This window comes from Acinetobacter sp. FY683, assembly GCF_059515885.1.
On the sequence record NZ_JCAKNA010000025.1, the window covers coordinates 1 to 25,630 of the forward strand.

Annotated in this window: 22 protein-coding genes and 2 tRNA genes; 8 read left to right on the forward strand and 16 right to left on the reverse strand. The window is 36.9% G+C overall.

Annotation, left to right across the window (positions count from 1 at the left end; translation table 11 throughout):
* Window positions 1-124: 124 nt before the first annotated feature.
* A complete protein-coding gene (gene gdhA, locus AC5YDH_RS11800; protein ID WP_496119759.1) occupies window positions 125-1,468 on the forward strand; it encodes an NADP-specific glutamate dehydrogenase in 1,344 nt (447 codons plus the stop codon).
* Between the two features lie 85 nt (window positions 1,469-1,553).
* Here gdhA and AC5YDH_RS11805 read toward each other — a convergent pair whose 3' ends face one another.
* From AC5YDH_RS11805 to rlmH, 3 genes are all read right to left on the reverse strand, one after another.
* Window positions 1,554-2,330 (reverse strand): DUF4377 domain-containing protein, encoded by a 777-nt coding sequence (locus AC5YDH_RS11805; RefSeq protein WP_496119761.1) that lies wholly within the window; start codon window positions 2,328-2,330, stop codon window positions 1,554-1,556.
* A 147-nt stretch (window positions 2,331-2,477) separates the two neighbouring features.
* A complete protein-coding gene (locus AC5YDH_RS11810) occupies window positions 2,478-3,254 on the reverse strand; it encodes a DODA-type extradiol aromatic ring-opening family dioxygenase (RefSeq protein WP_496119763.1) in 777 nt (258 codons plus the stop codon).
* Window positions 3,255-3,359: 105 nt separating this feature from the next.
* The gene (rlmH, locus tag AC5YDH_RS11815) at window positions 3,360-3,842 is read right to left on the reverse strand and encodes a 23S rRNA (pseudouridine(1915)-N(3))-methyltransferase RlmH (protein ID WP_154773276.1); all 483 of its coding nucleotides are present in this window, start codon (window positions 3,840-3,842) and stop codon (window positions 3,360-3,362) included.
* Window positions 3,843-4,152: 310 nt separating this feature from the next.
* On the opposite strand from rlmH, the gene AC5YDH_RS11820 reads away from it, so the two are divergent.
* The gene (locus tag AC5YDH_RS11820; RefSeq protein WP_496119765.1) at window positions 4,153-5,070 is read left to right on the forward strand and encodes an abortive infection family protein; all 918 of its coding nucleotides are present in this window, start codon (window positions 4,153-4,155) and stop codon (window positions 5,068-5,070) included.
* 122 nt (window positions 5,071-5,192) lie between these two features.
* Here AC5YDH_RS11820 and lon read toward each other — a convergent pair whose 3' ends face one another.
* The 3 genes from lon to AC5YDH_RS11835 form a co-directional block, all read right to left on the reverse strand.
* Window positions 5,193-7,619 carry an endopeptidase La gene (gene lon / locus AC5YDH_RS11825; RefSeq protein ID WP_496119767.1) on the reverse strand — a complete coding sequence of 809 codons (2,427 nt, stop codon included), beginning with the start codon at window positions 7,617-7,619 and terminating at the stop codon, window positions 5,193-5,195.
* 144 nt (window positions 7,620-7,763) lie between these two features.
* A complete protein-coding gene (locus AC5YDH_RS11830) occupies window positions 7,764-8,339 on the reverse strand; it encodes a 5-formyltetrahydrofolate cyclo-ligase (protein ID WP_496119769.1) in 576 nt (191 codons plus the stop codon).
* An 87-nt stretch (window positions 8,340-8,426) separates the two neighbouring features.
* Window positions 8,427-8,804, reverse strand: coding sequence for a MerR family transcriptional regulator (locus AC5YDH_RS11835; protein ID WP_496119771.1), 378 nt, complete (start codon window positions 8,802-8,804; stop codon window positions 8,427-8,429).
* A gap of 85 nt (window positions 8,805-8,889) precedes the next feature.
* Here AC5YDH_RS11835 and AC5YDH_RS11840 point away from each other — a divergent pair, with 85 nt between their 5' ends.
* Window positions 8,890-11,619, forward strand: a complete 2,730-nt coding sequence (locus AC5YDH_RS11840; RefSeq protein ID WP_496119773.1) for a heavy metal translocating P-type ATPase — start codon at window positions 8,890-8,892, stop codon at window positions 11,617-11,619.
* Window positions 11,620-11,813: 194 nt separating this feature from the next.
* Window positions 11,814-11,936: a hypothetical protein gene (locus AC5YDH_RS11845; protein WP_496119775.1), complete on the forward strand. Its 123-nt coding sequence runs from the start codon at window positions 11,814-11,816 to the stop codon at window positions 11,934-11,936.
* A gap of 34 nt (window positions 11,937-11,970) precedes the next feature.
* Here AC5YDH_RS11845 and AC5YDH_RS11850 read toward each other — a convergent pair whose 3' ends face one another.
* The 3 genes from AC5YDH_RS11850 to AC5YDH_RS11860 form a co-directional block, all read right to left on the reverse strand.
* A complete protein-coding gene (locus AC5YDH_RS11850) occupies window positions 11,971-12,543 on the reverse strand; it encodes a DedA family protein (RefSeq protein ID WP_496119777.1) in 573 nt (190 codons plus the stop codon).
* 216 nt (window positions 12,544-12,759) lie between these two features.
* A tRNA-Leu gene (locus tag AC5YDH_RS11855) sits at window positions 12,760-12,845 on the reverse strand.
* Between the two features lie 12 nt (window positions 12,846-12,857).
* Window positions 12,858-12,931: transfer RNA gene (locus AC5YDH_RS11860), tRNA-Cys, on the reverse strand.
* 154 nt (window positions 12,932-13,085) lie between these two features.
* Between AC5YDH_RS11860 and folD the strand changes: the two genes are divergently transcribed.
* Window positions 13,086-13,934: a bifunctional methylenetetrahydrofolate dehydrogenase/methenyltetrahydrofolate cyclohydrolase FolD gene (folD, locus tag AC5YDH_RS11865; RefSeq protein ID WP_496119778.1), complete on the forward strand. Its 849-nt coding sequence runs from the start codon at window positions 13,086-13,088 to the stop codon at window positions 13,932-13,934.
* Window positions 13,935-14,064: 130 nt separating this feature from the next.
* Window positions 14,065-14,733, forward strand: coding sequence for a class I SAM-dependent methyltransferase (locus AC5YDH_RS11870; RefSeq protein WP_496119779.1), 669 nt, complete (start codon window positions 14,065-14,067; stop codon window positions 14,731-14,733).
* Window positions 14,734-14,787: 54 nt separating this feature from the next.
* Here AC5YDH_RS11870 and AC5YDH_RS11875 read toward each other — a convergent pair whose 3' ends face one another.
* From AC5YDH_RS11875 to AC5YDH_RS11895, 5 genes are all read right to left on the reverse strand, one after another.
* Window positions 14,788-15,213, reverse strand: coding sequence for a hypothetical protein (locus AC5YDH_RS11875; RefSeq protein WP_496119781.1), 426 nt, complete (start codon window positions 15,211-15,213; stop codon window positions 14,788-14,790).
* 167 nt (window positions 15,214-15,380) lie between these two features.
* Entirely contained in the window at window positions 15,381-16,700 is a 1,320-nt protein-coding gene (locus AC5YDH_RS11880; RefSeq protein WP_496119782.1) for an MFS transporter, read from the reverse strand.
* Window positions 16,701-16,963: 263 nt separating this feature from the next.
* Window positions 16,964-18,283 carry an MFS transporter gene (locus AC5YDH_RS11885; RefSeq protein WP_496119784.1) on the reverse strand — a complete coding sequence of 440 codons (1,320 nt, stop codon included), beginning with the start codon at window positions 18,281-18,283 and terminating at the stop codon, window positions 16,964-16,966.
* A gap of 251 nt (window positions 18,284-18,534) precedes the next feature.
* Window positions 18,535-18,948 carry a hypothetical protein gene (locus AC5YDH_RS11890; RefSeq protein WP_496119786.1) on the reverse strand — a complete coding sequence of 138 codons (414 nt, stop codon included), beginning with the start codon at window positions 18,946-18,948 and terminating at the stop codon, window positions 18,535-18,537.
* Between the two features lie 93 nt (window positions 18,949-19,041).
* Window positions 19,042-20,871, reverse strand: a complete 1,830-nt coding sequence (locus AC5YDH_RS11895) for a phosphoenolpyruvate carboxykinase (GTP) (protein WP_496119788.1) — start codon at window positions 20,869-20,871, stop codon at window positions 19,042-19,044.
* A gap of 805 nt (window positions 20,872-21,676) precedes the next feature.
* On the opposite strand from AC5YDH_RS11895, the gene AC5YDH_RS11900 reads away from it, so the two are divergent.
* Complete coding sequence (locus AC5YDH_RS11900) at window positions 21,677-21,967, forward strand: co-chaperone GroES (protein WP_496119789.1); 291 nt, start codon at window positions 21,677-21,679, stop codon at window positions 21,965-21,967.
* Window positions 21,968-22,034: 67 nt separating this feature from the next.
* Window positions 22,035-23,669 carry a chaperonin GroEL gene (gene groL, locus AC5YDH_RS11905; RefSeq protein WP_496119790.1) on the forward strand — a complete coding sequence of 545 codons (1,635 nt, stop codon included), beginning with the start codon at window positions 22,035-22,037 and terminating at the stop codon, window positions 23,667-23,669.
* Window positions 23,670-23,730: 61 nt separating this feature from the next.
* Here groL and AC5YDH_RS11910 read toward each other — a convergent pair whose 3' ends face one another.
* Together AC5YDH_RS11910 and AC5YDH_RS11915 are read right to left on the reverse strand one after the other, a co-directional pair.
* Window positions 23,731-24,873 carry a glycerophosphodiester phosphodiesterase gene (locus tag AC5YDH_RS11910; RefSeq protein ID WP_496119791.1) on the reverse strand — a complete coding sequence of 381 codons (1,143 nt, stop codon included), beginning with the start codon at window positions 24,871-24,873 and terminating at the stop codon, window positions 23,731-23,733.
* A gap of 128 nt (window positions 24,874-25,001) precedes the next feature.
* On the reverse strand, window positions 25,002-25,376 hold the full coding sequence (locus tag AC5YDH_RS11915) for a diacylglycerol kinase (RefSeq protein WP_496119792.1): 375 nt from the start codon (window positions 25,374-25,376) through the stop codon (window positions 25,002-25,004).
* Window positions 25,377-25,630: the final 254 nt, after the last annotated feature.

Genomic DNA, 25,630 nt, shown 5'->3' on the forward strand with positions numbered 1-25,630 from the left:
ATTAAATTTCATTCAAATAATTGTTGTAGATTTATTACAAAAGATATTTAATGTTTTGCGCCAAAATAAATCGTTGATTAACTTTTTGACCAATTTTGATCCATTTTCTGCTGAGGATTAAGCGTTGAAATACAACACACTTAATGAGTTCCTAGATTACGTAAAAACACGTGATGCATATCAACCAGAATTTCTTCAAGCTGTAGAAGAAGTGATGACAAGTTTGTGGCCTTTCATTGAAAAGAATCCACAATACGCAGCTCACGGTTTACTAGAACGTCTAGTTGAACCTGAACGTGCAATCCAATTCCGAGTTTCTTGGGTAGATGACCAAGGTCAGACACAAGTAAACCGTGCGTTCCGCGTACAGTACAACTCAGCTATTGGTCCATTTAAAGGTGGTATGCGTTTCCACCCATCAGTGAACCTTTCAATCCTAAAATTCTTAGGTTTTGAACAAACTTTCAAAAATGCTTTAACTACACTTCCTATGGGTGGTGGTAAAGGTGGTTCAGATTTTGACCCTAAAGGTAAATCTGAAGGCGAAATCATGCGTTTCTGCCAAGCATTAATGATCGAGCTTTACCGTCATCTTGGCTCTAATACAGATATTCCTGCTGGTGATATTGGTGTTGGTGGTCGTGAAGTTGGCTATATGGCTGGCATGATGAAAAAATTGAGCAATGACACTTCATGTGTATTCACTGGTAAAGGTTTAACTTTTGGTGGTTCATTGGCTCGTCCTGAAGCAACTGGTTTCGGTACTGTGTATTTCGCTGAGGAAATGCTCAAGACTCGTGGCGAAAGCTTCAAAGATAAAGTCGTAACAATTTCAGGTTCTGGTAATGTTGCTCAATATGCTGCTGATAAAGCAATGTATTTAGGTGCTAAAGTGGTTTCACTTTCAGACTCTGCTGGTACTGTATACGTGAAAGACGGTTTTACTGAAGAATTACTTGCTGAGGTAATGGAACTTAAAAACGTTAAACGTGGTCGTATCTCTGAATTTGCTGCTGCTCATGGTTTTGAATATCTTGAAGGTCAACGTCCTTGGGGTATTAAGTGTGATATCGCGCTTCCATGTGCAACACAAAATGAATTAGATGCTGACGATGCAGCTGTACTTCTTGCTAACGGTGTGAGCTGTGTTGCTGAAGGTGCAAACATGCCTTCTACTTTAGGTGCTGTAGAGAAATTTGTTGAAGCAAATATTCTTTATGCGCCAGGTAAAGCATCAAATGCGGGTGGTGTAGCGACTTCAGGTCTTGAAATGTCTCAAAACGCATTGCGTTTAGGTTGGACTTTTGAAGAAGTTGACGAGCGTCTTCATGCTATCATGAAAGAAATTCACCGTAACTGTGTTAAATACGGTACAAAAGAAGATGGTACTGTTAACTATGTTGATGGTGCTAACATTGCAGGTTTCGTAAAAGTTGCCGATGCAATGCTTGCTCAAGGCGTATTCTAAGCAAATACGTTGGACCCAAAAAAACCGAGGCATTAGCCTCGGTTTTTTTATATTTCAGATTAGCACTGAATATTTCAAACTAGAATTAAAGCACACCTTTAACCGCTTCACGTTCAATAGTCATATCGTGTACATAAGCATATTTTGATTGGTCAGCAGCAGGATTTTTGATTTCGTAGCGTTTAACACGAATCACTTGACGTTCATTTGGGTTATGTTGATAACCTTCAATGGCATCATAAAAGTTAGACCAGTTTTGATCTGCTTGCGTTTTAATGCCTTTATCGTTGTATTTAATTTCACGAACTTGTAGACACGTTTGAGGTGCTACGCCTTGGCATTGAACAGTATTTGGATTTACTTCTAGGAAAATCGTTTCACCTTGAGTTTGATACTTAACTTCAGGTGTCATTTTTCCTGTAAATACAACTTTTTCACCATTGGCTGCAATTAAGGTAAGAGTTGGTTTCTGAACATCATCTAAATTAAGAATAAAAGGTGTTTTGCGGCTATCAAATAGGCTTGCTGCAAAACTTTCTTGTTTCATTGAATTATCATCACATGCCATCATTGTAGACATGATGTTTGATGTAGAAATAGTATTGTTTTCAACTTTCCAAGATGTTCCAAGCGTATTACAGCTAGTTGAAACACTTAAGCGACCTTTTTCGGCAAAAGTCAGTACGATAGGGCGCTTCGCATTTTTAGTGTTAGCACTCCAAGTATAAGATGTTAAGGTTTTATCTGCATTTTGTTGTTGTAATACTGACACAGCAAGATCTCCAACTTTTTGAATGTCGCTAGACTGGCAGGCAGCTAGAGTAAGTGGGAATAGAGCAATAGCTAAATATTTTAATTTCATTTTCAGTATGTTCTTTATTGAAAAATTGATTGATAAATAGAATAGCTGAATGTGATGAAAAGAAAATGGATACATATTCACTTTTTGAGGATGAAATGTATCCAAAATTTATATGATTGTTAATTTATTGTGTTTTTGAATCATTTTTTAATCAAAACGATAAACGTCCATACCTAATGAGCCCATAGTAAAGCTACTATGTACAACACTAAAACGATGACCTGCACCCATAGCAAAAAAAATAGGTGCAAAGTGTTCAATGGTTGGGTGATTACGGTTTACATGAGGAATATTTTTCCAATCTAAAACCGCATCGAAGTCATTGTGGTGAAGCTTATTGACTACATAATTTCTAAAAGTTGATGCCCATTCAGGAACAGATTGATCATCTCCATTCCATGAAAGCTCTCGTAAATTATGGGTAATACTGCCTGAACCAATCATCAAAATTTGCTTTTCACGTAGTGGTGCAAGGGTCTGCCCAATTTTATAAATATCTTCAGCAGACATATTCATAGGTAGCGAAATTTCAACCACGGGAATATCTGCATCGGGATACATGTGAAGTAGGGGCATCCACACACCATGATCGCGTGGGCGCGTACTATTTGCATGTGCAGATAATTCTGCATGTGCAAGAAGTTGTAAGATTTTTTCGGCTAATTCAGGCTCACCAGGAGCAGGGTAGCGTATGTCATAAAGTTCGGGTGGAAAACCACGGAAGTCATGCCATGTTTCAGGGCGTACCGCCGAACTGACTTCAAGCGCATTACTTTCCCAGTGTGCAGACATAATAATAATGGCTGTTGGTTTTGGAAGATTAAGGCTTAATCTTTCTAATGCAGGTCCAACTTGTTCAGGGTTAAGCGCAAGCATAGGTGAACCATGAGAAATAAATAAACCAGGAAGAGTTTGTAAGTTCATTGCTATACGCCTAAATAATTCATCTGTGATGATTATCTATAAATTAAAAAATAATATAAACCTGAAATATTCAACAATTCGTTCTAAAAGTAGAACAATTTGAAATTAACCAGCACGATGGTAAGGATGGTTGTTGTTAATGCTCATAGCGCGGTAAAGCTGTTCAATGAGCATGACACGTACCATAGGGTGAGGCAGGGTTAATTTAGATAATGACCAGTGCCAAGCAGCGGCTTTACGCACAGCTTCTGAGTGACCGTCTGGCCCACCAATAGCAAGTACAATGTCGTTACCTTCTAGCATCCAACCTTTCATGGTTTCGGCAAGTTTTTCGGTGCTAAATTCACGTCCGCCTACTTCTAAGGCAATGAGCACTTCGTTTTGTTTCATCGCATTTAGAATGCTGTCACCTTCAATATTTCGGTATTTTAAAATATCTGCTTCGGAGTCATTTTTACCACGCTTTGCCATGGGTAATTCTATAATTTGAGTTTGCACGAATGGTTGTATGCGTTTGAAGTAGTCTTCAAAACCTGTAAGTACCCAAGCAGGCATTTTTTGACCGATAGTCAGAATACGAATTTTCATAAGAAGCAAATTTTTAAAACAGGACTGAATTATACCTTGAAATAGGTGGATTGGATGAGATTGTTATTTGGGATTTAAGAATACATTTTGATTGACTAGAACTATATAAATTTCGGGAGTAATACGTATTTTTTTAATCAAGGGTAATGTTGAATTTGTTTGAACGGTCAGATCGGCAGGTTTAGGTTTTATGCGTATTTCAAGCGATTTAAGTATGTAATAGAATAAGGTGCTTTTATTATGCTAATAATAGAAAAATGAAAAAAATATACTTATAATTTAATGTATTAAAGAACTTGAGATAAATAAATTGAGCGTATATTCATTATTTTCAAAAAGACAAAAAGAATTACGGGGGGAAATATCCGATGTTTATCAATATAATGAAATTTCTAACAAACTTCGTATACAAATTATTCATATAGTAGAGGATGGTTTAGGAAAAGATAATAACAGTCATGTTGCTAATCGTTATAAAGAGATACATCAAATATTTTGCAAAGAATACGGAAAATTTTCTCTTGGAAATAAATATGATAGCGATAGAGAAGCAATTTTTAATTTTTTCTTAAAAGAAGAAAATTATGAGTATGTCTTAGATGTTATTGAAATATTTTTTAGGGTGATACATTTTGTTGTTAAAGAATATCCTCACAATTATTACTCTCGTGAACAAGAGCCAGATGATGCTATTAATGAATTAAATATAAGATTCAAAGAAGCTGGACTTGGATATCAATTTGAAGAAGGTGAGCTGATTAAAGTTGATTCACAATTTATACATTCAGAAGTGGTCAAACCTGTCTTACAGCTTCTTGGAAAAGACCAAGATTATCAAGGGTCACTTGCAGAGTTTTTATCTGCTCATGAACATTATAGACACCAACGATATAAAGAGTGTCTGAATGATTGTCTTAAAACATTTGAAAGTTTAATGAAGGCTATCCATAAAAAGCATTCGTGGAATTTTAATCAAAGTGATAACTCTAAAAAGTTAGTTAACAGCTGCTTAATCAATGGTTTGGTTCCTCAATATTTGCAAACTCAATTCTGTTCAATAAGTACATTGTTAGAAAGTGGATCTGCAACAATTCGAAATAAAGAAGGTGGTCATGGACAAGGAACAAAGATCAAAGAAGTACCTGAATATTTAGCAGGTTATGCACTTCACCTAACGGCATCCAATTTATTATTTTTAATTAAATGTGAGGAACATTTTAATAAATAATCAGTAGCTTAATTTATCATTTAATATATTAGTAATCATAAAAATGATAATGATTTTTATATTTGTTTCAGAAAATAAATAAAAAAGCACACCAAAGTGTGCTTTTTTTATTGCTTATGCAATTAATGACGAGCTGCTTTAGCTTCATCTACAGCTTTCACGATTGGCGCTTTAACCAATGGCTTAGGTGTAGAAACAAGACCTAAAGCTAAAATCTCATCAATAGATTTAACAGCTTTAATTTCCAAACCTTCTTTTACATTGTCAGGAATTTCAATTAAGTCACGCACGTTTTCTTGCGGAATAAACACAAGCTTAATTCCACCACGGTGCGCAGCAAGTAACTTCTCTTTTAAACCACCAATACGCATAGCACGACCGCTTAAGCTCGTTTCACCTGTCATTGCAATATCAGGTCGAATCGCAATTTTAGTAAACGCAGAAACTAAAGCTAAAGTGAGCGCTAAACCAGCAGAAGGGCCATCTTTCGGTGTTGCACCTTCAGGTAAATGAACGTGAACATCAGTTTCTTCAAAACGAGAAGCTTCAATCCCCAATTCATCTGCACGAGTACGAACCACCGTCATTGCTGCGGTAATAGACTCTTTCATTACATCACCAAGTGAACCTGTAGTAATGAATTTACCTTTACCCGGAACAGCTGCAACCTCAATATTTAGAAGCTCACCACCAACAGAAGTCCAAGCAAGACCATTTACACGACCCACTTGTGCTTCTTCTTCAGCCATACCAAAGTCGAATTTGTGTGGACCTAAGTAGTCAGGCAAGTTTGCAGATGTCACTTCAACTTGAAGATTCTTCGCTTTTTTACTTACCGCTTCTTTAACCACTTTACGTGCAATTTTAGACACTTCACGCTCTAAGCTACGAACACCAGCTTCACGTGTATAACGCTGTACGATGTCACGAATCGCTTCTTCATGAACAGTTAATTCTTTCGCACGTAAACCATTGTTCTTAATTGCTTTAGGAACAAGGTAGCGGTCTGCAATATTCACTTTTTCATCTTCTGTATAACCTGGAAGACGGATGACTTCCATGCGGTCAAGAAGTGCTTCAGGAATATTCATACTGTTTGCAGTACAAATGAACATCACTTCAGATAAGTCTAAATCTAGATCTAAATAATGATCATTGAACTTAGAGTTTTGTGATGGATCAAGTACTTCAAGCAGAGCAGAAGCAGGGTCGCCACGGTAGTCTTGCGCCATCTTGTCAATTTCATCGAGTAAGAACAGAGGGTTCTTCACGCCTACTTTTGTTAAAGATTGAACAATTTTACCTGGCATCGCACCAATATAAGTACGACGATGACCACGAATTTCCGCTTCGTCACGTACGCCACCAAGTGCCATACGAACAAACTCACGACCTGTTGCTTTTGCTACAGATTCACCAAGCGAAGTTTTACCAACACCCGGAGGACCAACCAAACAAAGAATAGGACCGCGAAGCTTTTTCACGCGTGATTGAACAGCAAGGTATTCAACAATGCGTTCTTTCACTTCGTCTAAGCCGTAATGGTCAGTATCTAAAATATCTTGAGCTTTTGCTAAGTTAATGCTGACTTTGCTCGCTTTATTCCAAGGCGTATCTAAAATTGCCTCAATATAGTTACGAACAACAGCTGCTTCACTTGATGCAGGTTGCATTGCTTTAAGCTTACGGAATTCAGATTCAGCTTTTTTACGTACATGTTCAGGTAAATCTGCTTCAGCTAAACGACGTTCAATTTCTGCAACATCATCTTCAGCACCACCATTAATGTCGGAAAGTTCACGCTGAATTACTTTCATTTTTTCATTTAAGAAGTATTCGCGTTGGTTCTTTTCCATTTGGCGTTTTACCGAGTCATGCAAAGTTTGCTCAATCTGTTGTTCTTCAGATTGTTGCAATAAATAAGTCATGAGCTCTTGTAAATGTGCTTCAAATTCATCGTGTTCTAAGAACTTTTGTTTTACATCAATATTCAATGGAACGCGTGTCGCTACAAAGAATAAGAGTTGAAGTAAATCTTCAATTTTATTTGCAGCAGCAATAAGTTCACGAGCATTACGTAATTTTGCTTCTGCATATTGAGCGAACAGGGCACGTAGCTCTTCAACACGAGTTGACTGCGTTGCTGCATCAACATTAACAGTCATATCACTTAAGCTGTGTTCTGCTGTGAGATAATCATCGTTATCGATAATTTTCACCAGTTTAGAACGATGTAAACCTTCAATTAATACTTTTATGCAGTTTTCATCATTTTCATGATTCACAACTTGGACAATCTTCGCGACAGTTCCGTATTGATATAGATTTTCGTGATCAATTTCTTCTGTAAGAGAATCTCTTTGTGCCACAACAAATACTAAATTGTCATTGTTACGAGCGACATCAACAGCCTTGATCGACTTTTCACGACCCACAAATAAGGCAATTTGCATGTGAGGGTAAACGACCACGTCACGTAACGCTAAAAGCGGTAATACGCTTGGAACCTGAGGTTCTAAGATTTCTTCATTCATAATATTTTCAGACATGGACACTCCTCATGAGTAACAACGGTGTTGCATATTTTTATAGTGATGTGTATTTGGAAAATTACAAGGGTAATAGGCAATATAATGTAGAAAAAATGACTAAATATGTGATTTTAAAGTGATACACATAGTCAAAATAATGATTTAGTCTTTAAAACGATACAATTTGTTAGGGGTGAGTAGGGCGTTTAAGGGTTGATCCCAAACTTGGCGTTCAAGTTGTGTATTTATAAATTGAAAATCATGTGCTAGCCCTAAACGGAATGGTTTGTGTTGAGCACTTGCTAATGTTTTATCATAAAAACCTCCGCCCATGCCAATTCGAGTACCCAAAAAATCACAAGCCAATAAAGGCATGATGAGTAAATCAAGTTTAGATACGTGTAAACCACCTGTGGCTGTAGGTTCTAACATACCTAAAGTATGAGGTACAAAGCGTTTATTACGATATTGATGCTTTGAAATTTTTACCCAAACTAAAGCTTGGCGTGTGGATGTTACTTTGGGTAAATAAACGTCTTTGCCTTTTGATAAAGCATATTCAATTATTTTGTTGGTATGTATTTCACCAAAAGCATCTAAATAAATACCAATTTTTTTTGCATGTTGAAAGCCATGAAAATGACGAAGTTGATTTAAACAGTTTTGCTCAGATTGGCGCTGTTGAAAAACGGAAATTTGACGACGTTGTTTTCTAATTTGAGATCTGAGCACATTCATAATTTAAATATAAAGTAAATTTTATCGAAATATATAATGAATCATAGGCTTGATTGAGAGATGCTAAAAGAGTGTAGCACGGTTTTTTTATTGCTTTAGCTCTTTTAAAATGGGACAGCAATGTTCATCTGTAGATTTACATTCATCGACCCATGTATTTAAGCGTTTTTTTAATGCTTTTAATTTTTTAATGCGTAAATCAATTTTTTCTAAGCGTTGCTCAATGACTTTTCGCACTTGGGCTCGATCATTCATTTGTAATTTTAATAGCTCATGAATTTCACTGAGCTGTAAGCCAGCATCTTTCCCTTTTTGTATAAAGCTTAAAGTTTCAATATCTTGTTGCGAATAAAAGCGATAGTTTCCTTGTGCTTCAGGAATACGCATTAAGCCAATACGCTGATAATAGCGAATAGTTTCAACAGATGAATGCGTCATTTTAGCAAGCTTACCAATAGTAAACATATCATTTCCCTTCTAAAAGACTTGACTCTGTACCTAGGTACAGACTTTATTCTAATATAAACATAAAAATGCGAGAGTGTCTAAGATGGAACAAGCTAAAAAAACAGCATGTTGTTCTCAGTCTAAAGCAAAGCTAGAAATTGTTACGACAGATCCTGTTTGCGGTATGACGGTCGCAGAAGATTCTGAGCGATATTTCGATTTTGAAGCAAAGCGCTATTTATTTTGTTGTGATGGATGCAGAACAAAGTTTGCTGAAAATTCTGAACAATACTTAAAGGCAAAAGATTTATCTTCTACGAAATATTCATGTTGCAGCACTAAGAAAAAAAATGCTGTAGAAATGGCGCTGCCTGTAAAAAAATCGTGTTGTGGCGGAACAGAAAAAGAACAAGCTGAACCTAAAAAAGCATCGTGCTGTGGTACAAAAGATAAGACAGAGGTTGTTGAAAAAACAAGTTCATGTTGTGGTTCTGAAAAGAAAGAACAAGCAGTTGAACCTAAAAAATCAAGTTGTTGCGGTGGTTCAAAACCAAGTTCAAATGAAAATACTGAAATAGATTTGGTGTGTGGGATGTCGGTAGATACATCAACCGATTTAAAAACGGACTATCAAGACAAGACTTACTATTTTTGTAACCCATCTTGCGTAGAAAAATTTAAAGCAGATCCTGAATTTTACTTAATTCCTTTTGATGAACGTCCTGTACCTGAAGGCGCTGCGGATATGGATTATACCTGTCCAATGGATCCTGAAATTGTGCAAAAAGGACCAGGGACTTGTCCTATTTGTGGTATGGCTTTAGAGCCTATGCAGCCCACGTTAGATGATGGACCAAATCCTGAATTGGTCGATTTTAGCAATCGTTTCTGGAAAACATTACCTTTAACTTTACTTGTTTTTGTGTTGGCAATGGGCTCGCATATTCATGCCGTAATTCCTCAGCATATTCAGCCATGGATTGAACTCGTACTGTCAATACCTGTGGTGCTTTGGGCAGGTAAGCCAATTTTAGAACGATGTCTTTCATCTTATAAAACACGTAATTTGAACATGTGGAGTTTGATTGGTGTAGGTGTGATCGCTGCATTTATTTATAGTGTGGTGGCAACTATTTTCCCATCTTTAATTCCAATGGCTGCAAAAACAGGGCATGGCGTTGCTGTGTATTTTGAAGCGGCATGTATGATTGTTTCACTGAGTTTGCTTGGTCAAATCATGGAATTAAAAGCACGAGCTAAAACTGCCGATGCTTTAAAATCTCTATTACGTTTACAAGCCAATACAGCAACATTAGTACAAAATGGTGAACTTGTAGAAGTTGATATTTCAATGATTCAACAAGGTGATATCTTACAAATTGCATCAGGTGAGCAAGTGCCTCTTGATGGTGTTGTGATAGATGGTAAAACCTATATAGATGAATCGATGATGACGGGTGAACCTGTTCCTGTAAAAAAGGAATTGGGTGATCAGGTCATTGGTGGAACGGTCAATCAACAAGGTAGTATTCGTATTGAAACGACTGCTGTTGGTGCAAATACAACTCTCGCTAAAATGATTCAAACAGTTGCCGAAGCGCAGCGTTCAAAAGCGCCATTACAGCGTTTAGCTGATGTTGTTGCTAAATATTTTGTAGTCACCGTATTGGCGGTTAGCGTGCTTACATTTATTGCATGGATGGTCTTTGGTAAAGCTCAATTTGATTTAGCATTAATGTGCGCCGTAGCTGTTTTAATTATTGCTTGTCCTTGTGCATTAGGTTTGGCAACACCAATGTCTGTGATGGCAACAACAGGACGTGCAGCACAAAAGGGCGTATTGTTTAAAGATGCAGAAGCAATTGAAGCACTCAGCAAAGTCACCACTTTGGTTGTGGATAAAACGGGTACGCTTACAGAGGGTAAGCCAAGCCTGAAAGAAATTAAATTATTGGTGCCTGAGTTAGATCAGCAGCAAATTGAAACGTGGATTGCATCTATCGAGCAATTCTCAACACATCCTATTGCCCATACTTTATCGAAAATTGTGCCGACATCATCTTATGTTCAAGTTAGAAACTATGAAGATGTGACCGGTTTTGGTGTAAAGGGTGAGATTGATGGTTTTGCGGTTTATATTGGTAGCCAAAAACTCATTGAACAATTAGGTATTTCTGTTTCCTTATCACTACAAAATGAGTTAGATATTTTGCGTGAACAAGGGCAGGTCATAAGCTTTTTAGCAACAGACTCTGCTTTGTTGGCATATATCTCGATTCATGATGCTTTAAAGCACAATGCTCGCCAAGTCATGGATCAACTTATTGCAGATGGTGTTGAGGTAGTGATGGCAACAGGTGATCATGAAAAGAATGCACAAATTGTGGCAAATGAGCTGGGAATTAAGCAAGTTTATGGAAACTGTACGCCACAAGAAAAACTCGATATTGTGAAAAAACTACAAGCGCAAGGTCATATTGTAGCTATGGCAGGAGATGGGATTAATGATGCGCCTGCATTAGCACAAGCTCATGTGGGAATTGCAATGGGAAATGGCACTGATATTGCCAAACAAACAGCACAAATTACGCTGGTCAAAGGTGATATTCGTGGTGTAGCAGATGCAATTCACATGGCGAAACTGGGTGTTAAAAATATGAAGCAGAACTTAGCATTCTCATTTGTCTATAATGGCTTGGGTGTGCCTGTAGCAGCAGGGGTGTTTTATCCACTTACAGGTTTGTTACTTACGCCAATGCTAGCAGCTGTAGCAATGTCATTAAGTTCATTGTCTGTTGTTATTAATGCTTTAAGATTGCAAAAATCTAAATAATTTAAAGAGATAAAAAGCCTAAACGACGTTTGGGCTTTTTTTTAATTTCTTATTAATCTAAAAAACAAATCACTGTTAGGAAAATAAACTGTTTTATCTATATAGGTAGCTTTAGTATATTTATCACACAAATTAAGACCACTGCATATTGTGAATGGGTGGTTTATCTCCCTAAATTGATTTGGATAAATGTTATGACTAAAGTAATTTCTGTTGTGCTTTTTACGGTATTAGTATCAGCTTGTTCGTATAACCCTGTTCAATATGAACAACAACGTGCTTATGATAATGCACTACACAGCAAACAAAATGGTTAATTCCATGTGGTGACCAAGGAAAGCCAAGTGTAGATCACTTGGCTTGGTTTTTTAAAACATACACTTTATAAATAATGATAAGAGAAGCTATAACAAGAGAACCCACGATTATGGTATTAAAATGTGTATGGAATAAAGAATCCCAGACCAAATGAATCCATTCAGTTATTTGTACACCAATAAAGATAATAACCGCTGCCCAAATCAATGATGCTAATAGATTAACAATAAAATAGTGTACATAATTAAATTTTTTAATACCAAAACTAATAGGAATTACAGTTCTTAAGCCCCATGCAAAACGCATACATAAAATAGTGATGGTTGGATATTTTTCGATAAAAGAACTTGTTTTATTAAACTTTTCTTTCAGTTTTGGATTTTTATGAATAATGTTATGACCAACTTTTGAACCAAGGTGGTAATAGAATTGATCGCCAATAAAAGCACCGAGAGTTGCAGTTAAAAGAAGCAACCAAATATTTAAAATATTATGATGTGCAGCAAAAGAACCTAATAAAAGTACAGTTTCACCTTCTAAAAACGTGCCTATCAGTATGGCTAAGTACCCATAATTTTGTAATAAATTGGTCCAGTCTAATTCCATACGAGATACTCGAAATATGCGGGATTGTGCAATAGTACTTGTTGATTTTAGTATACTGTTATGTAGGCAGATATAAAGGAAAGTTTGTTGATTTTTAATAAAAAGATAGTTTTGAAACGATATTAAAAAAATATAATCAGATATTTATAAATTTTAGACATAAAAAAACCAGCATATAGCTGGAAATTTTATTGCACCATCTTCGAAGTAGAAGAATGGTGCCCGAGGCCAGACTCGAACTGGCACGCTTTGTGGGCGGGGGATTTTAAATCCCCTGTGTCTACCGATTTCACCACTCGGGCATTTTAACAAGATGGAGGCGGAGGTCGGAATCGAACCGGCGTACACGGAGTTGCAGTCCGCTGCATGACCACTCTGCCACCCCGCCATGTCTTGTTGATGCGTATATTAGCAAGCTCTGAAAAAAAAACAATAGCAGAGTGGTGCTGTATGTGCATAAAAACATCATATCGACAAAAATAATTAAAATAATGATGTAGAATGTGCAAAATTGATTCATATCAACACTTGGGAGAAGTGCCGTGGCATTAGTTTTAGATGGTCGTGCATTAGCAAAGCAAATTGAAGCAGACTTGTTGACTCGCGTAGAAGCGCTAAAAGAGAAAACAGGTCGTACACCAATTTTAGCGACTATTTTGGTAGGTGATGATGGTGCATCTGCAACTTATGTGCGTATGAAAGGGAATGCTTGCCGTCGTGTAGGTATGGATTCTTTGAAAGTTGAACTTGGTAAAGAAACAACAACAGAACAACTTCTTGCTGAAATTGAAAAATTGAATGCAAATCCTGATGTTCACGGAATTTTATTACAACACCCAGTACCAGCTCAAATTGATGAGCGTGCTTGTTTTGACGCAATCTCTCTTGCTAAAGATGTAGATGGCGTAACTTGCCTTGGTTATGGTCGTATGGCAATGGGCGAAGCTGCTTATGGCTCTGCAACACCTGCAGGCATTATGACTATTCTTAAAGAAAACAACATTGAAATTGCAGGTAAACATGCTGTTGTTGTTGGTCGTTCTGCAATTTTAGGTAAACCAATGGCTGCAATGCTTCTTGAGGCAAATGCAACTGTTACTATTTGCCATTCACGTACTCAAGATTTAGCAAGTTTTGTTAAGCAAGCGGATATTATTGTAGGTGCAGTAGGTAAAGCTGAATTAATTCAAAAAGATTGGATTAAGCAAGGTGCTGTGGTTGTTGATGCTGGTTTCCATCCACGTGATGGCGGTGGTGTAGGCGATATCCAACTTGTTGGCATTGAAGATGTCGCTTCTGCGTATACACCTGTTCCAGGCGGCGTAGGTCCAATGACAATTACAACATTAATTCGTCAAACAGTTGAAGCTGCTGAAAAAGCGTTGGGTTAATTTAATCCTCCCTAACCCTCCTTTTTCAAAGGAGGGAACTCTACCTACTATTTCTAGATGGAAGTTTCCCTCTTTTCTAAAGAGGGGTTAGGGGAGATTCTTCAAAAATATATCAATTAAAAGAATTCCAATGAGCTGCACGTTCCAATTTCCCAAAGCCCCCCAACATTTAATTCAAGCCTTGCATGATGTGATTCCACATTGTGAATTACATGCTCAGCAATTGCCTGAAACGCCTATTTCTTTATGGCTCATTCCACCTGTGTTTCCAACCGATAAGCTTGATGATGAAGTCATTCGTCGTATTTGGAATGATACGCCGTATTGGATTTTTTGTTGGGCATCGGGTTTGGCAATGGCACAGTGGTTGCTAGCGGAGCCACATCATGTGAAAGGTAAGGTTGTTTTGGATTTTGGTGCTGGTTCAGGCGTTGTTGCTATTGCCGCAAAAATGGCAGGTGCGAAACGTGTGATTTGTTGTGATATTGATGAAGTTAGTTTAGATGCTTGTCGTGCAAATGCTGAATTAAACGGTGTGGAATTAGAGTATTTGGATGATTTGTATCAAGCTGAGCAAGTTGATATTTTACTTGCAGCAGATGTACTTTATGACCAATGTAATCGTTTCTTCTTAGATGAGTTTTTAAAGTTTGCACCAAAAGTATGGGTGGCAGACAGTCGTGTTAAAAATTTTAGTCATCCAAAATATGAAAAATTAGATGAACGTAGTGCAACTACTTGGCCAGATTTAGATGAATCTCCTGAATTTAGAAATGTAAGTTTTTATAGAACTTTATAGGTTTTATTGGGTATAAAAAAGGACATATTTTATGTCCTTTTTTATGTGAAAAAATTAAGAACAAGTATAACGAACAACACGTAATGTTGCAGGGCGAGCATCTAGAGCCTGAAGAGTTGCATAGTCTTGATCGCTATATAGACCAGGGGTGTTTGATAGGCCAATACTTGTTCTGCTATGTCCAATTTGGCGACCAAACTCAACATCTTTTTGAGGGTTTGCAATTTCATTTATGCTTAAAATATTTAACTTATACGTGTTAGTTGTACCTAATACTTTTTGACAAGCACGTTGTAGTTTTGTTTCATCTAATTGTTGGTTTTGGCGACCAGCTAGCGTGTAGGCAAGTGTTGCTGAATCTGCGGTTTTTGATTCAACTTGGTAGCCGACAGTGCCATTGAATTGACGCGGTGTGCTTTGACAAGCTGAAAGTGCTAAGGCAATAAAACCTAATCCTAAGAGTTTATAAGTGTTATTCATCTTTAAAGTTCCCAACATTTTTATGTGATTTAGTATGCCATAAGAAAGATGAATACTCGATAAATAGAATGAAGGAAATGTGTAGAAAATAAAAATAAAAAATACGATTCAAAATTGATTTGAATCGTATTTATATTTGCTTACTCTAATGGGCTTAATATGCGTTATTAATGATCGGTAATTAAGCTATTTTTCTTGGTATCTTTCATGAAAATATAAGTGATGAGAGATAGACCAATCATGAAGGTGATGTAGTAGAAAAAGTAATTTTCGTGTCCTGCATTTTTAAAGCTAAGGGCAACTAATTCTGCAGTACCACCAAATAATGTATTGGCAATAGCATAAGGAAGAGCTACACCTAATGCCCGAATGTGAGCAGGGAAGAGTTCGGCTTTTACTACAGCATTAATGGCAGTATAACCAGTCACAATAACCATCCCACTCATACATAAAATGAAAGCAGTTGTTGGGTTTGTGGTATTACCAAGACCATTGAAAATTGGAATCGTAAATAGAACACCTAAAACACCAAAGGCGATCATAATGGGTTTGCGTCCAATTTTATCTGAAAGAGCACCAACTGCAGGCTGAATTAACATGAAAATGAAAATAGCGGCAGTGGTAATTTCAGTTGCTGTTGTCTTTTCGAAGCCTGAAGTGTTTACAAGGTATTTCTGCAAATAGGTTGTAAATGTATTGAATGCTAATGTACCGCCAGCAGTTAGCATAATCACAGTAAATGCTTGTTTTGGATATTTGGTAAATAAGGCCAATGCTCCTGATTTTTCACCACCATTTTTTGCTTGTTCTTGCGCTTGCTTCGAAGATTCTGTTTCGACTAAACCACGACGAATCCAGAAAACAACAATAGCAAGTAGGGCGCCAATGGCAAAAGGAATACGCCAGCCCCATTCAGTCAACTGACTTTCAGACATGTTACGTTGTAAAACAATGAGTACGCAAAGTGCTAAAAGCTGACCTGAGATAAGCGTTACATATTGGAAGCTTGAGAAAAAGCCTCGATGGTTTTTGCCTGCCATTTCGGTTAAATATGTTGCACTTGAACCATATTCACCACCAACGCTTAAGCCTTGAATCAAGCGAGCAAATAGTAAAATTGCTGGTGCAAGCATGCCTACAGAATCATAAGTTGGTGCGCATGCAATCATTAATGAACCTACGCACATTAATGAAACGGAAAGTGTTAAACCTGCTTTACGCCCTTTACGATCGGCATAAATACCCATAATCCACGCGCCAATTGGACGCATTAAGAAACCTAATGCAAAAACAGCAGCAGCTTGTAATAGTTTGACGGTGCTATCACCATCGGGGAAAAATTGATTTGCAAAATATAAGGTAAATGCAGCATAAACATACCAGTCGTACCATTCGACAAGGTTACCAGCAGATCCACCTAAGATAGATTTGACGCGAGTTTTTCTATCAAGTTGCACGGTTGCAACTTGTGATGATGAGTTTGACACAGCATTCTCCAAGGAATGTGGGCAAAATGCATCCTTTTAAATTCTTTAGGAAAAACTTAAAAAAATATATTTTGTCTATTTGAGGGAGATAATATGGAATAAGTTATTTATACGCCTTTTGTCTTAATCCTTCATTCGACTTTAGTCTGAAAATATGGTGAATAGTTAACTGTAAATCAAATTAAACTTTAGGTTTTAAGATGTAAAATAAATAAGACCCTCATATTGAAGGTCTTATTGGAAATTATTTGAATAGCTTGATATTAATCATCAGTAATTAAACTATTTTTCTTAGTATCTTTCATGAAGATATATGTGATTAAAGACAAGCCAATCATGAATGTAATGTAGTAGAAGAAGTAGTGTTCATAGCCTGCATTTTTAAAGCTAAGGGCAACTAATTCTGCAGTACCACCAAATAATGTATTGGCAATGGCATAAGGTAAAGCTACACCTAATGCACGAATATGTGCAGGGAATAGTTCAGCTTTTACTACAGCATTAATTGCTGTATAACCAGAAACAATAATCATACCGCTCATACAAAGCATGAAAGCAGTCATTGCATTGTTGGTTGAACCAATATGGTTGAAAATAGGAATTGTGAAAATAACACCTAAAACACCAAAAGCAATCATAATTGGCTTACGACCAATTTTGTCTGAAAGTGCACCAATTGCAGGCTGAATTAACATGAAAATGAAAATAGCGGCAGTGGTAATTTCAGTTGCTGTGGTTTTTTCAAAGCCTGAAGTGTTTACAAGGTATTTCTGTAAATAAGTTGTAAATGTATTGAATGCTAATGTACCACCAGCAGTTAGCATAATGACTGTGAATGCTGCTTTAGGGTGTTTAGTGAAAAGTTCAATAAATCCAGATTTTGGACCACCTTCTTTAGCCATTTTTTGAGCTTGTTTTGAAGATTCACTTTCCACAAGTCCACGACGGATCCAGAATACAACAATAGCTAAAATTGCACCAATAAAGAACGGAATACGCCATCCCCATTCACCAAGTGCCTCTTCAGTCATCGTGCGTTGTAAAATAATGAGTGTACACAATGCTAAAAGCTGACCTGAAATAAGCGTTACATATTGGAAACTAGAGAAGAATCCACGGTGGTTTTTACCCGCCATTTCACTTAAGTAAGTTGCACTTGAACCATATTCACCACCTACGCTCAAGCCTTGTAATAAGCGGGCAAGCAATAGCATGGCAGGGGCAAGCATACCGATACTTTCATAAGTTGGTGTACAGGCAATAATCAGTGAACCAACACACATGAGTGATACGGATAAAGATAAGCCTGCTTTACGACCTTTTCGATCGGCATAAACACCCATAACCCATGCACCAATAGGGCGCATAAGGAAACCGAGTGCGAATACTGCAGCAGCTTGTAATAGTTTTACAGTGCTGTCACCCTCAGGGAAAAATTTTGGTGCAAAATATAGGGTAAATGCGGCATAAACATACCAATCATACCATTCAACGAGGTTACCAGCTGAACCACCAATAATAGATTTGAACCGTGTTTTACGATCAATAGGCTGTGAAATATCTTGGGTAGGTGAATTTGACACACTATTCTCCAAAGAAGATTGAAATTATTTTTTACTACAAAATGCAAGCAAAAATTAGACCTTAATTATAAAAATGGAGGTATTTATTGAGTTGTTTATACAGGGTTGCTGGTTATTATGCATTCGACTTTAGTCGAAAAGTATTATATTTTTTGGTTAAATGAGGAGAGGAGGTATGGAGAATCGTGAATTCAGTTAAGCGTATTTTAAATATAAAAAGGTCATATTTAATGACCTTTTTATTTTATATTCTAAATTAACTTTCCATTTAAGGCTGTGCAATCCATGGGTGATTCAAATTTCACTGCTACACCAGTAATAACTGGGCGTACAATACGCCAAGGCCAAAACCCAAAGCGCTGGCTAGCATTATAATTAATGATTGCATCTGCTTTATAGTGATTTGCGAGGTGCTTAATTTTTGGATAAACATCGGTAACAGAACCATAAGTACCTTTACCAGCTTTAACGCGTTTAATGACTTTGTAATTTACATTTGAGGGTGTGCCTGCAATAAGACAAATCATTTTTTCGTTGTTATTAGGGAGTGTAACTTCAATATTGGTTGTAGGTTTTATTTCAGCTGGTGTAACTGTTGTGGATAATTCTGCATGTGCAGATACCATAACAAAAAGGCTGAAGCTTGCGATAATAGTTTTGTTCATATTTCTTTCTCTGTTTGTAAGAGTAATAAAAATAAAGTGATATTTTATTGTAAAAAAAGGCCGCTTACGCGACCTTTTTTCATTAAATCTACATTAAGCAGATTTAACAGCAGTAATCAATTCAGCTTGACGCGCTTTCAACGCAGCAGGCATACGATCACCTAATTTTTCGAACAATTCAGTGTGGCTTTCAAGCTCTTTGATCCATTGATCTTTATCTTGAGAAGTTACTAAATCAAACTGTTCTTTCGTAAAGTCTGAACCAGTCCAGTTCAACTGTTCGTAAGTTGGAACTAAGCCGATTGGAGTTTCAACAGCAGTTGCACGACCTTCACAGCGATCAATGATCCACTCAAGAACACGCATGTTTTGACCGAAACCAGGCCATACGAAGTTGCCTTCAGCATCACGACGGAACCAGTTTACATTGTAGATGCCAGGAAGTTTGTTGCCAGCAGCAGCAGCTTTCTCGCCAACTTGTTCGCCCATTTCTAACCAATGCGTGAAGTAGTCAGCCATGTTGTAGCCAGCAAATGGAAGCATCGCAAATGGATCGCGACGAACAACACCTTGTTGACCAACAGCAGCAGCAGTTGTTTCAGAGCCCATAGTCGCAGCTTTGTAAACACCATCAACCCAGTCAAATGCTTCTGAAATTAGAGGCACTGTGTCTGCACGACGACCACCGAAGATGAACGCAGAAATTGGAACACCTGCTGGATTTTCCCAGTCAGCGTCAATAGAAGGGCATTGACCAGCTGAAACTGTGAAACGAGCATTTGGATGAGCTGCTTTTTCTTCGCCAGTGTGTGGTTGACCTTTCCAGTTTGTAAGGTTAGCAGGTGCTTCTTTAGAAAGACCTTCCCACCAAACTTCGCCATTTTCAGAAACAGCAACGTTTGTATAGATAACATCTTTATGAAGAGTTGCCATACAGTTCGGGTTAGTCTTCGTATTTGTACCAGGAGCTACACCGAAGAAACCTGCTTCAGGGTTGATTGCATATAAACGACCATCTTCGCCTGGTTTAATCCAAGCAATATCGTCACCTACAGTTTCAATTTTCCAACCTTCGTAGCCTGCTGGTGGAATCAACATAGCGAAGTTTGTTTTACCACATGCAGATGGGAATGCAGCTGCGATGTAGTGTTTTTCACCTTGTGGATTTGTCACGCCAAGGATTAGCATGTGTTCAGCTAACCAACCTTGTTGACGACCCATATAAGAAGCAATACGTAAAGCTAGGCATTTTTTACCAAGTAAAGCGTTGCCACCGTAACCAGAACCGTAAGACCAGATTTCACGAGTTTCTGGATAATGAACGATCCATTTGTCTGGATTACAAGGCCAAGCAACGTCTTTTTCGCCTTCCGCAAGCGGAGCACCTACAGTGTGTACGCAAGGAACGTAGTCACCGTCAGTACCAAGAACGTCATAAACTGCTTTACCCATACGTGCCATTTTAGACATGCTTACAGCAACGTAAGGAGAATCAGTAAGTTCAATACCGATATGAGCAATATGAGAACCTAAAGGACCCATAGAGAAAGGAACAACGTACAACGTACGACCTTTCATAGAACCGTCAAATAAACCGTTAAGACGAGTACGCATTTCAGCTGGAGCTTCCCAGTTGTTTGTCGCGCCAGCATCTTCTTTGTTTTCTGAACAGATGTAAGTACGACCTTCAACACGAGCAACGTCAGAAGGGTCAGAATTTGCAAGGTAAGAACCAGGATGAGTTTCTTTGTTAAGTTCTTGCATTGTGCCGTTAGCGATCATCAAGTCGATATAACGTTGATATTCTTCTGCGCTACCGTCACACCATTCGATTTTTGCTGGTTTGGTTAATTTTGCAATTTCTTCCACCCAAGCAATAAGCTTAGGGTGACGAACGAATTCTGGTGCGTTCACTTGGGTCATGATGAGGCCTATCTCAAATGTGTACAAGCTGTACAAGTATAAATCGATGTAATGAAATACATTACAAAGATGAAATCTAAAAAAGTGGCGTTATTAAAGCATAAAATGATAAAAAAAATAAGACTTAAGCATAAGGTGGAAATCGGGTGATATTGATGAGCATTTCTTATATTGTTTATATAAAACAATATGTTATTAATTTTTAAAGAGGGTTGCTTGTTTATTCTATACTTTAATGCGTGGTATTTATTTTAATTATAGTTAATAAAATCAATGGTTTGTGATTTGTTGATTTTGAGTTTTCTTTATCGATTTGATGAATGGTCGTGATAGTAAATTCACATAATGCAAAAAAAGATTAATATATAAGCTATTGAAATCAGAATAAATAATAAAGAAAGATATAAAAAGTGTTAATTCAGGAATAGCGGGTCTTTTTATTGTTAATTTTTATATTTTATGAGTAATTATGCGAAGTTTGTTTTTTATTATTTATTTGAAGAATGTTGGGGCTTGGTTAATAAAATATGAAAAGATCAAATATTGGAAATATTTAATTTTGAGCATTGATGAAATAGTACGTATAAATAAGCTTTTGATTATCAAAATTCAGAAATAGAATGTTAAATAATGATTTTGGGTAAAAAACATACAAAAAAGCTAATTTTTTTTAACCTTAGCCCTTGAAGCATATTTTTCCATCCCCAAAACAGAGTCATCGAAAATGATTTAATTGGATAATGACCTATGGAAAAAGAAAGTCATTATCTATTACCAAAAAAGACTAAGTCTGATGGAGTTTACTATGAGCAATATTCGTCCTTTACACGATAACGTTGTTATTCGCCGCGTAGAAAAGGAAACAAAAACTGCTGGTGGTCTTATTTTAAGTACTTCAGCAGCTGAACAACCAGCGCAAGGTGAAATCATTGCAGTGGGCAACGGTAAAGTAACGGATAATGGCGTTCGTGCTTTAGATGTTAAAGTAGGCGACACTGTATTGTTTGGTACTTATGCTGGTACAAAAGTAAAAGTTGACGGTGAAGAGCTTCTTATTATGAAAGAGTCTGACATTTTAGCGGTATTAGAAGGTTAATCCTTAAACCCAGTGTCAAATTTTTTAATCAGATTTTGTAAAAATTTAAAAAAATTAGGAGTTAGTTATGTCAGCTAAAGACGTAAAATTTGGTGATTCAGCTCGCGCTAAAATGATCGCAGGTGTAAACGTACTTGCAGATGCAGTAAAAGTGACTTTAGGCCCTAAAGGTCGTAATGTTGTTATTGACCGTTCTTTTGGTGCGCCGCACATCACTAAAGATGGTGTAACTGTTGCAAAAGAAATTACCTTAAAAGACAAGTTTGAAAACATGGGTGCTCAACTTGTTCGCGAAGTTTCTTCAAAAACAAACGACATCGCTGGTGACGGTACAACAACTGCTACAGTTTTAGCTCAAGCAATTTTAAATGAAGGTATCAAATCAGTTACTGCGGGCATGAACCCAATGGACTTGAAACGTGGTATCGACTTAGCGGTTAAAGCTGTTGTTACTGAAATTAAAAATACAGCAAAACCTGCATCTGATTCTAAAGCAATTGAACAAGTTGGTTCTATTTCTGCTAACTCTGACACTACTGTTGGTAAATTGATTGCTCAAGCAATGGAAAAAGTAGGTAAAGAAGGCGTAATTACTGTAGAAGAAGGTTCAGGCTTTGAAGATTCTCTAGATGTTGTAGAGGGTATGCAGTTTGACCGTGGTTACATCAGCCCGTACTTTGCAAACAAGCAAGATACTTTAACTGCTGAACTTGAAAATCCATTCATTCTTCTTGTTGATAAAAAAATCAGCAACATTCGTGAATTGATTGCAGTATTAGAAGCTGTTGCTAAAACAGGTAAACCACTTCTTATTATTGCTGAAGATGTTGAAGGCGAAGCGCTTGCAACTCTTGTTGTAAACAACATGCGTGGCATTATTAAAGTATGTGCGGTTAAAGCACCTGGCTTTGGTGACCGTCGTAAAGCAATGCTTCAAGATATCGCAATTTTAACTGGTGGTACTGTAGTTTCTGAAGAAATTGGTATGTCTTTAGATCAAACTACACTTGAGCATTTAGGTACAGCGCATAAAGTAACTGTTTCTAAAGAAAATACAGTAATTGTTGATGGCGCTGGTGTTGCTGCTCAAATCGCTGAGCGTGTAACTCAAATTCGTGCTCAAATTGAAGAATCTACGTCAGAATATGACAAAGAAAAACTTCAAGAACGTGTTGCTAAATTGGCAGGCGGTGTTGCTGTAATCAAAATTGGTGCTGCAACTGAAGTTGAAATGAAAGAGAAGAAAGATCGTGTAGATGATGCTCTTCATGCAACTCGTGCTGCGGTTGAAGAAGGTGTTGTTGCAGGTGGTGGTGTTGCGCTTGTACGTGCAGCTAAAGCACTTGACGGTGTTGCTGGTGTAAATGATGATCAAAATGTTGGTATCAATATTTTACGTCGTGCAATTGAAGCTCCACTACGTCAAATCGTTGCTAACTCGGGTGACGAACCATCTGTAGTGATTAACGCTGTGAAGAATGGTGAAGGTAACTTCGGTTATAACGCTGCAACTTCTGAATATGGCGATATGTTAGAAATGGGTATTCTTGACCCTGCTAAAGTAACGCGTTCAGCACTTGAGCATGCAGCATCTGTTGCAGGTTTAATGTTAACAACTGAATGTATGATTACTGATATTCCAGAAGATAAACCAGCTATGCCTGATATGGGCGGTATGGGTGGCATGGGCGGTATGATGTAATTCATCATTACCCTATGTAAAAAAGGTCGCTATTTATAGCGACCTTTTTTTATTGGGAGATTTATTTATTATTTTTCATGAAGGCATTTACAGCTTTACGTCCTAAATTAGGATCATCGGTAAATAGTCCATCTACACCTGCTTCAAAAAATAACTGATATTCTTTTAATGCACCTGATTCACAGCGCTCTTTTTCAACGTTGTTACATCTTAAGCTTTTAATTAAAAATTTATTTTCAGGGCGTAAACTATAAGGATGAACTTTTAAATTTTGTGCATGTGCTTCTTGCACAAAATGAGTGAGGTTGCCCGATTGATCTACAATATAGTTTTTACTAGGTCCAATACCTTGAGCATATTTAGCAACATTTTTTAAGCCTTCTGTTGTTGTTAAATCACCATAAGTTTTGTGAATACCTTGAGCAATAAAGTCTGCGGGAGATTCATTAATATCGCTATAAAGTTGTATTAATTGAACTTGTTTTAAGCCTTTATATTGAGGTAGTTGTGCTTTTATATACTGTAAATTATTCACTTCAAAAGATTGTAAATAAATAGGTGCTTTATCACGTGTGAATTCATGTGAAGCTAATGTTTTGAGTAATTGGTCTTCTAAAGGATGATTAATTTTTTGAAAATAGGTTGGATGTTTCGTTTCAATATATAAACCGATTAATTTACCTGTTTTTTCATAATGTTTTTGCGCTAAAGCAATAATTTCTTCTAACGTTGGAATTTCGTATTGATCGTTAAATTGGGTATTTTGAGCGCGAATTTCAGGAATTCTTTCACGTGCTTTGAGTTGTTTTAACTCACTTAGAGTGAAGTCTTCAGTAAACCAGCCCGTGTGGCTTTCACCATCGATGATTTTTGTCGTTTTACGATCTTTAAATTGTGAAAGTCCACTTACATTTGTAGTGGTGGTAATGTCATTTTCATGACGGGCAACTAAATAATTATCTTTAGTTGGCACTAAATCTGGTTCAATAAAATCGGCACCATCATCTATGGCTTTTTGATAAGACGCTAAAGTATGTTCAGGGCGTAATGCACTTGCTCCGCGATGCCCAATAATAAGGAGTTTAGGCTCCTGATATTTATATGGTGACTGAACGATGGTTTGTACGTTTTGTTCTGATTTAGGGAGTTGGCTACAAGCGGTAAGTGACGCAAGGCTCAAAAGTGTAATCCATGTTTTCTGCATAATTCTTGAGTATCTTTAAATTTCGATGCAAATAAGTATTGGACGTAAGGTAGACATCTATATGACAATTTACAAAAGTCTACGCAAAAGAAAAGGGCAGAAATTTGCCCTTTAAGCTTTATGGAAAGTTATTTTAATAAAATGATTGCCCAACTGACAAAAATAATGGCTAAAGAAATAAATTGTGCTGCACTTCCCATATCTTTCGCATCTTTAGAAAGTTCATGTTTATCTAAGGAAATTCGGTCTACAACAGCTTCAATTGCAGAATTGAATAGCTCTACAATAATTGAAAGTAAACACACGATAATCATAATGGCTTGTTCGGCAGCACTTACGTTCAAAAAAAATGTGGTGGGTATTAGAATAATATTAATAAGAATAATCTGTCTAAAAGCAGCTTCTTTTTTAAAAGCAGATTTAAAACCATCTAGAGAATATTGAGTGGCATTGAAAATGCGTTTAATACCTGTTTTTCCTTTAAATGGAGAATTTTGAGTCATAATTTAAAAATTCCAAAAATTTCAGGCAGAATAATATACGTACCTTAAAAAAATATTATTTATTTTATACTAAATCGCTTAATTTAATAAAAATGTACTGAGTATGGTTAGTGTATACCACTAGTATTTATATAAACTTGTAAAGAATAAAAGAGAATGAAAAAAAGCTCTACATAGTTTCTACATAATTAAAAAAATAAGGATTTTTTCTGTAATCTATTCTTGTATTCTGAGAGTGATGGGTAGACTATCAC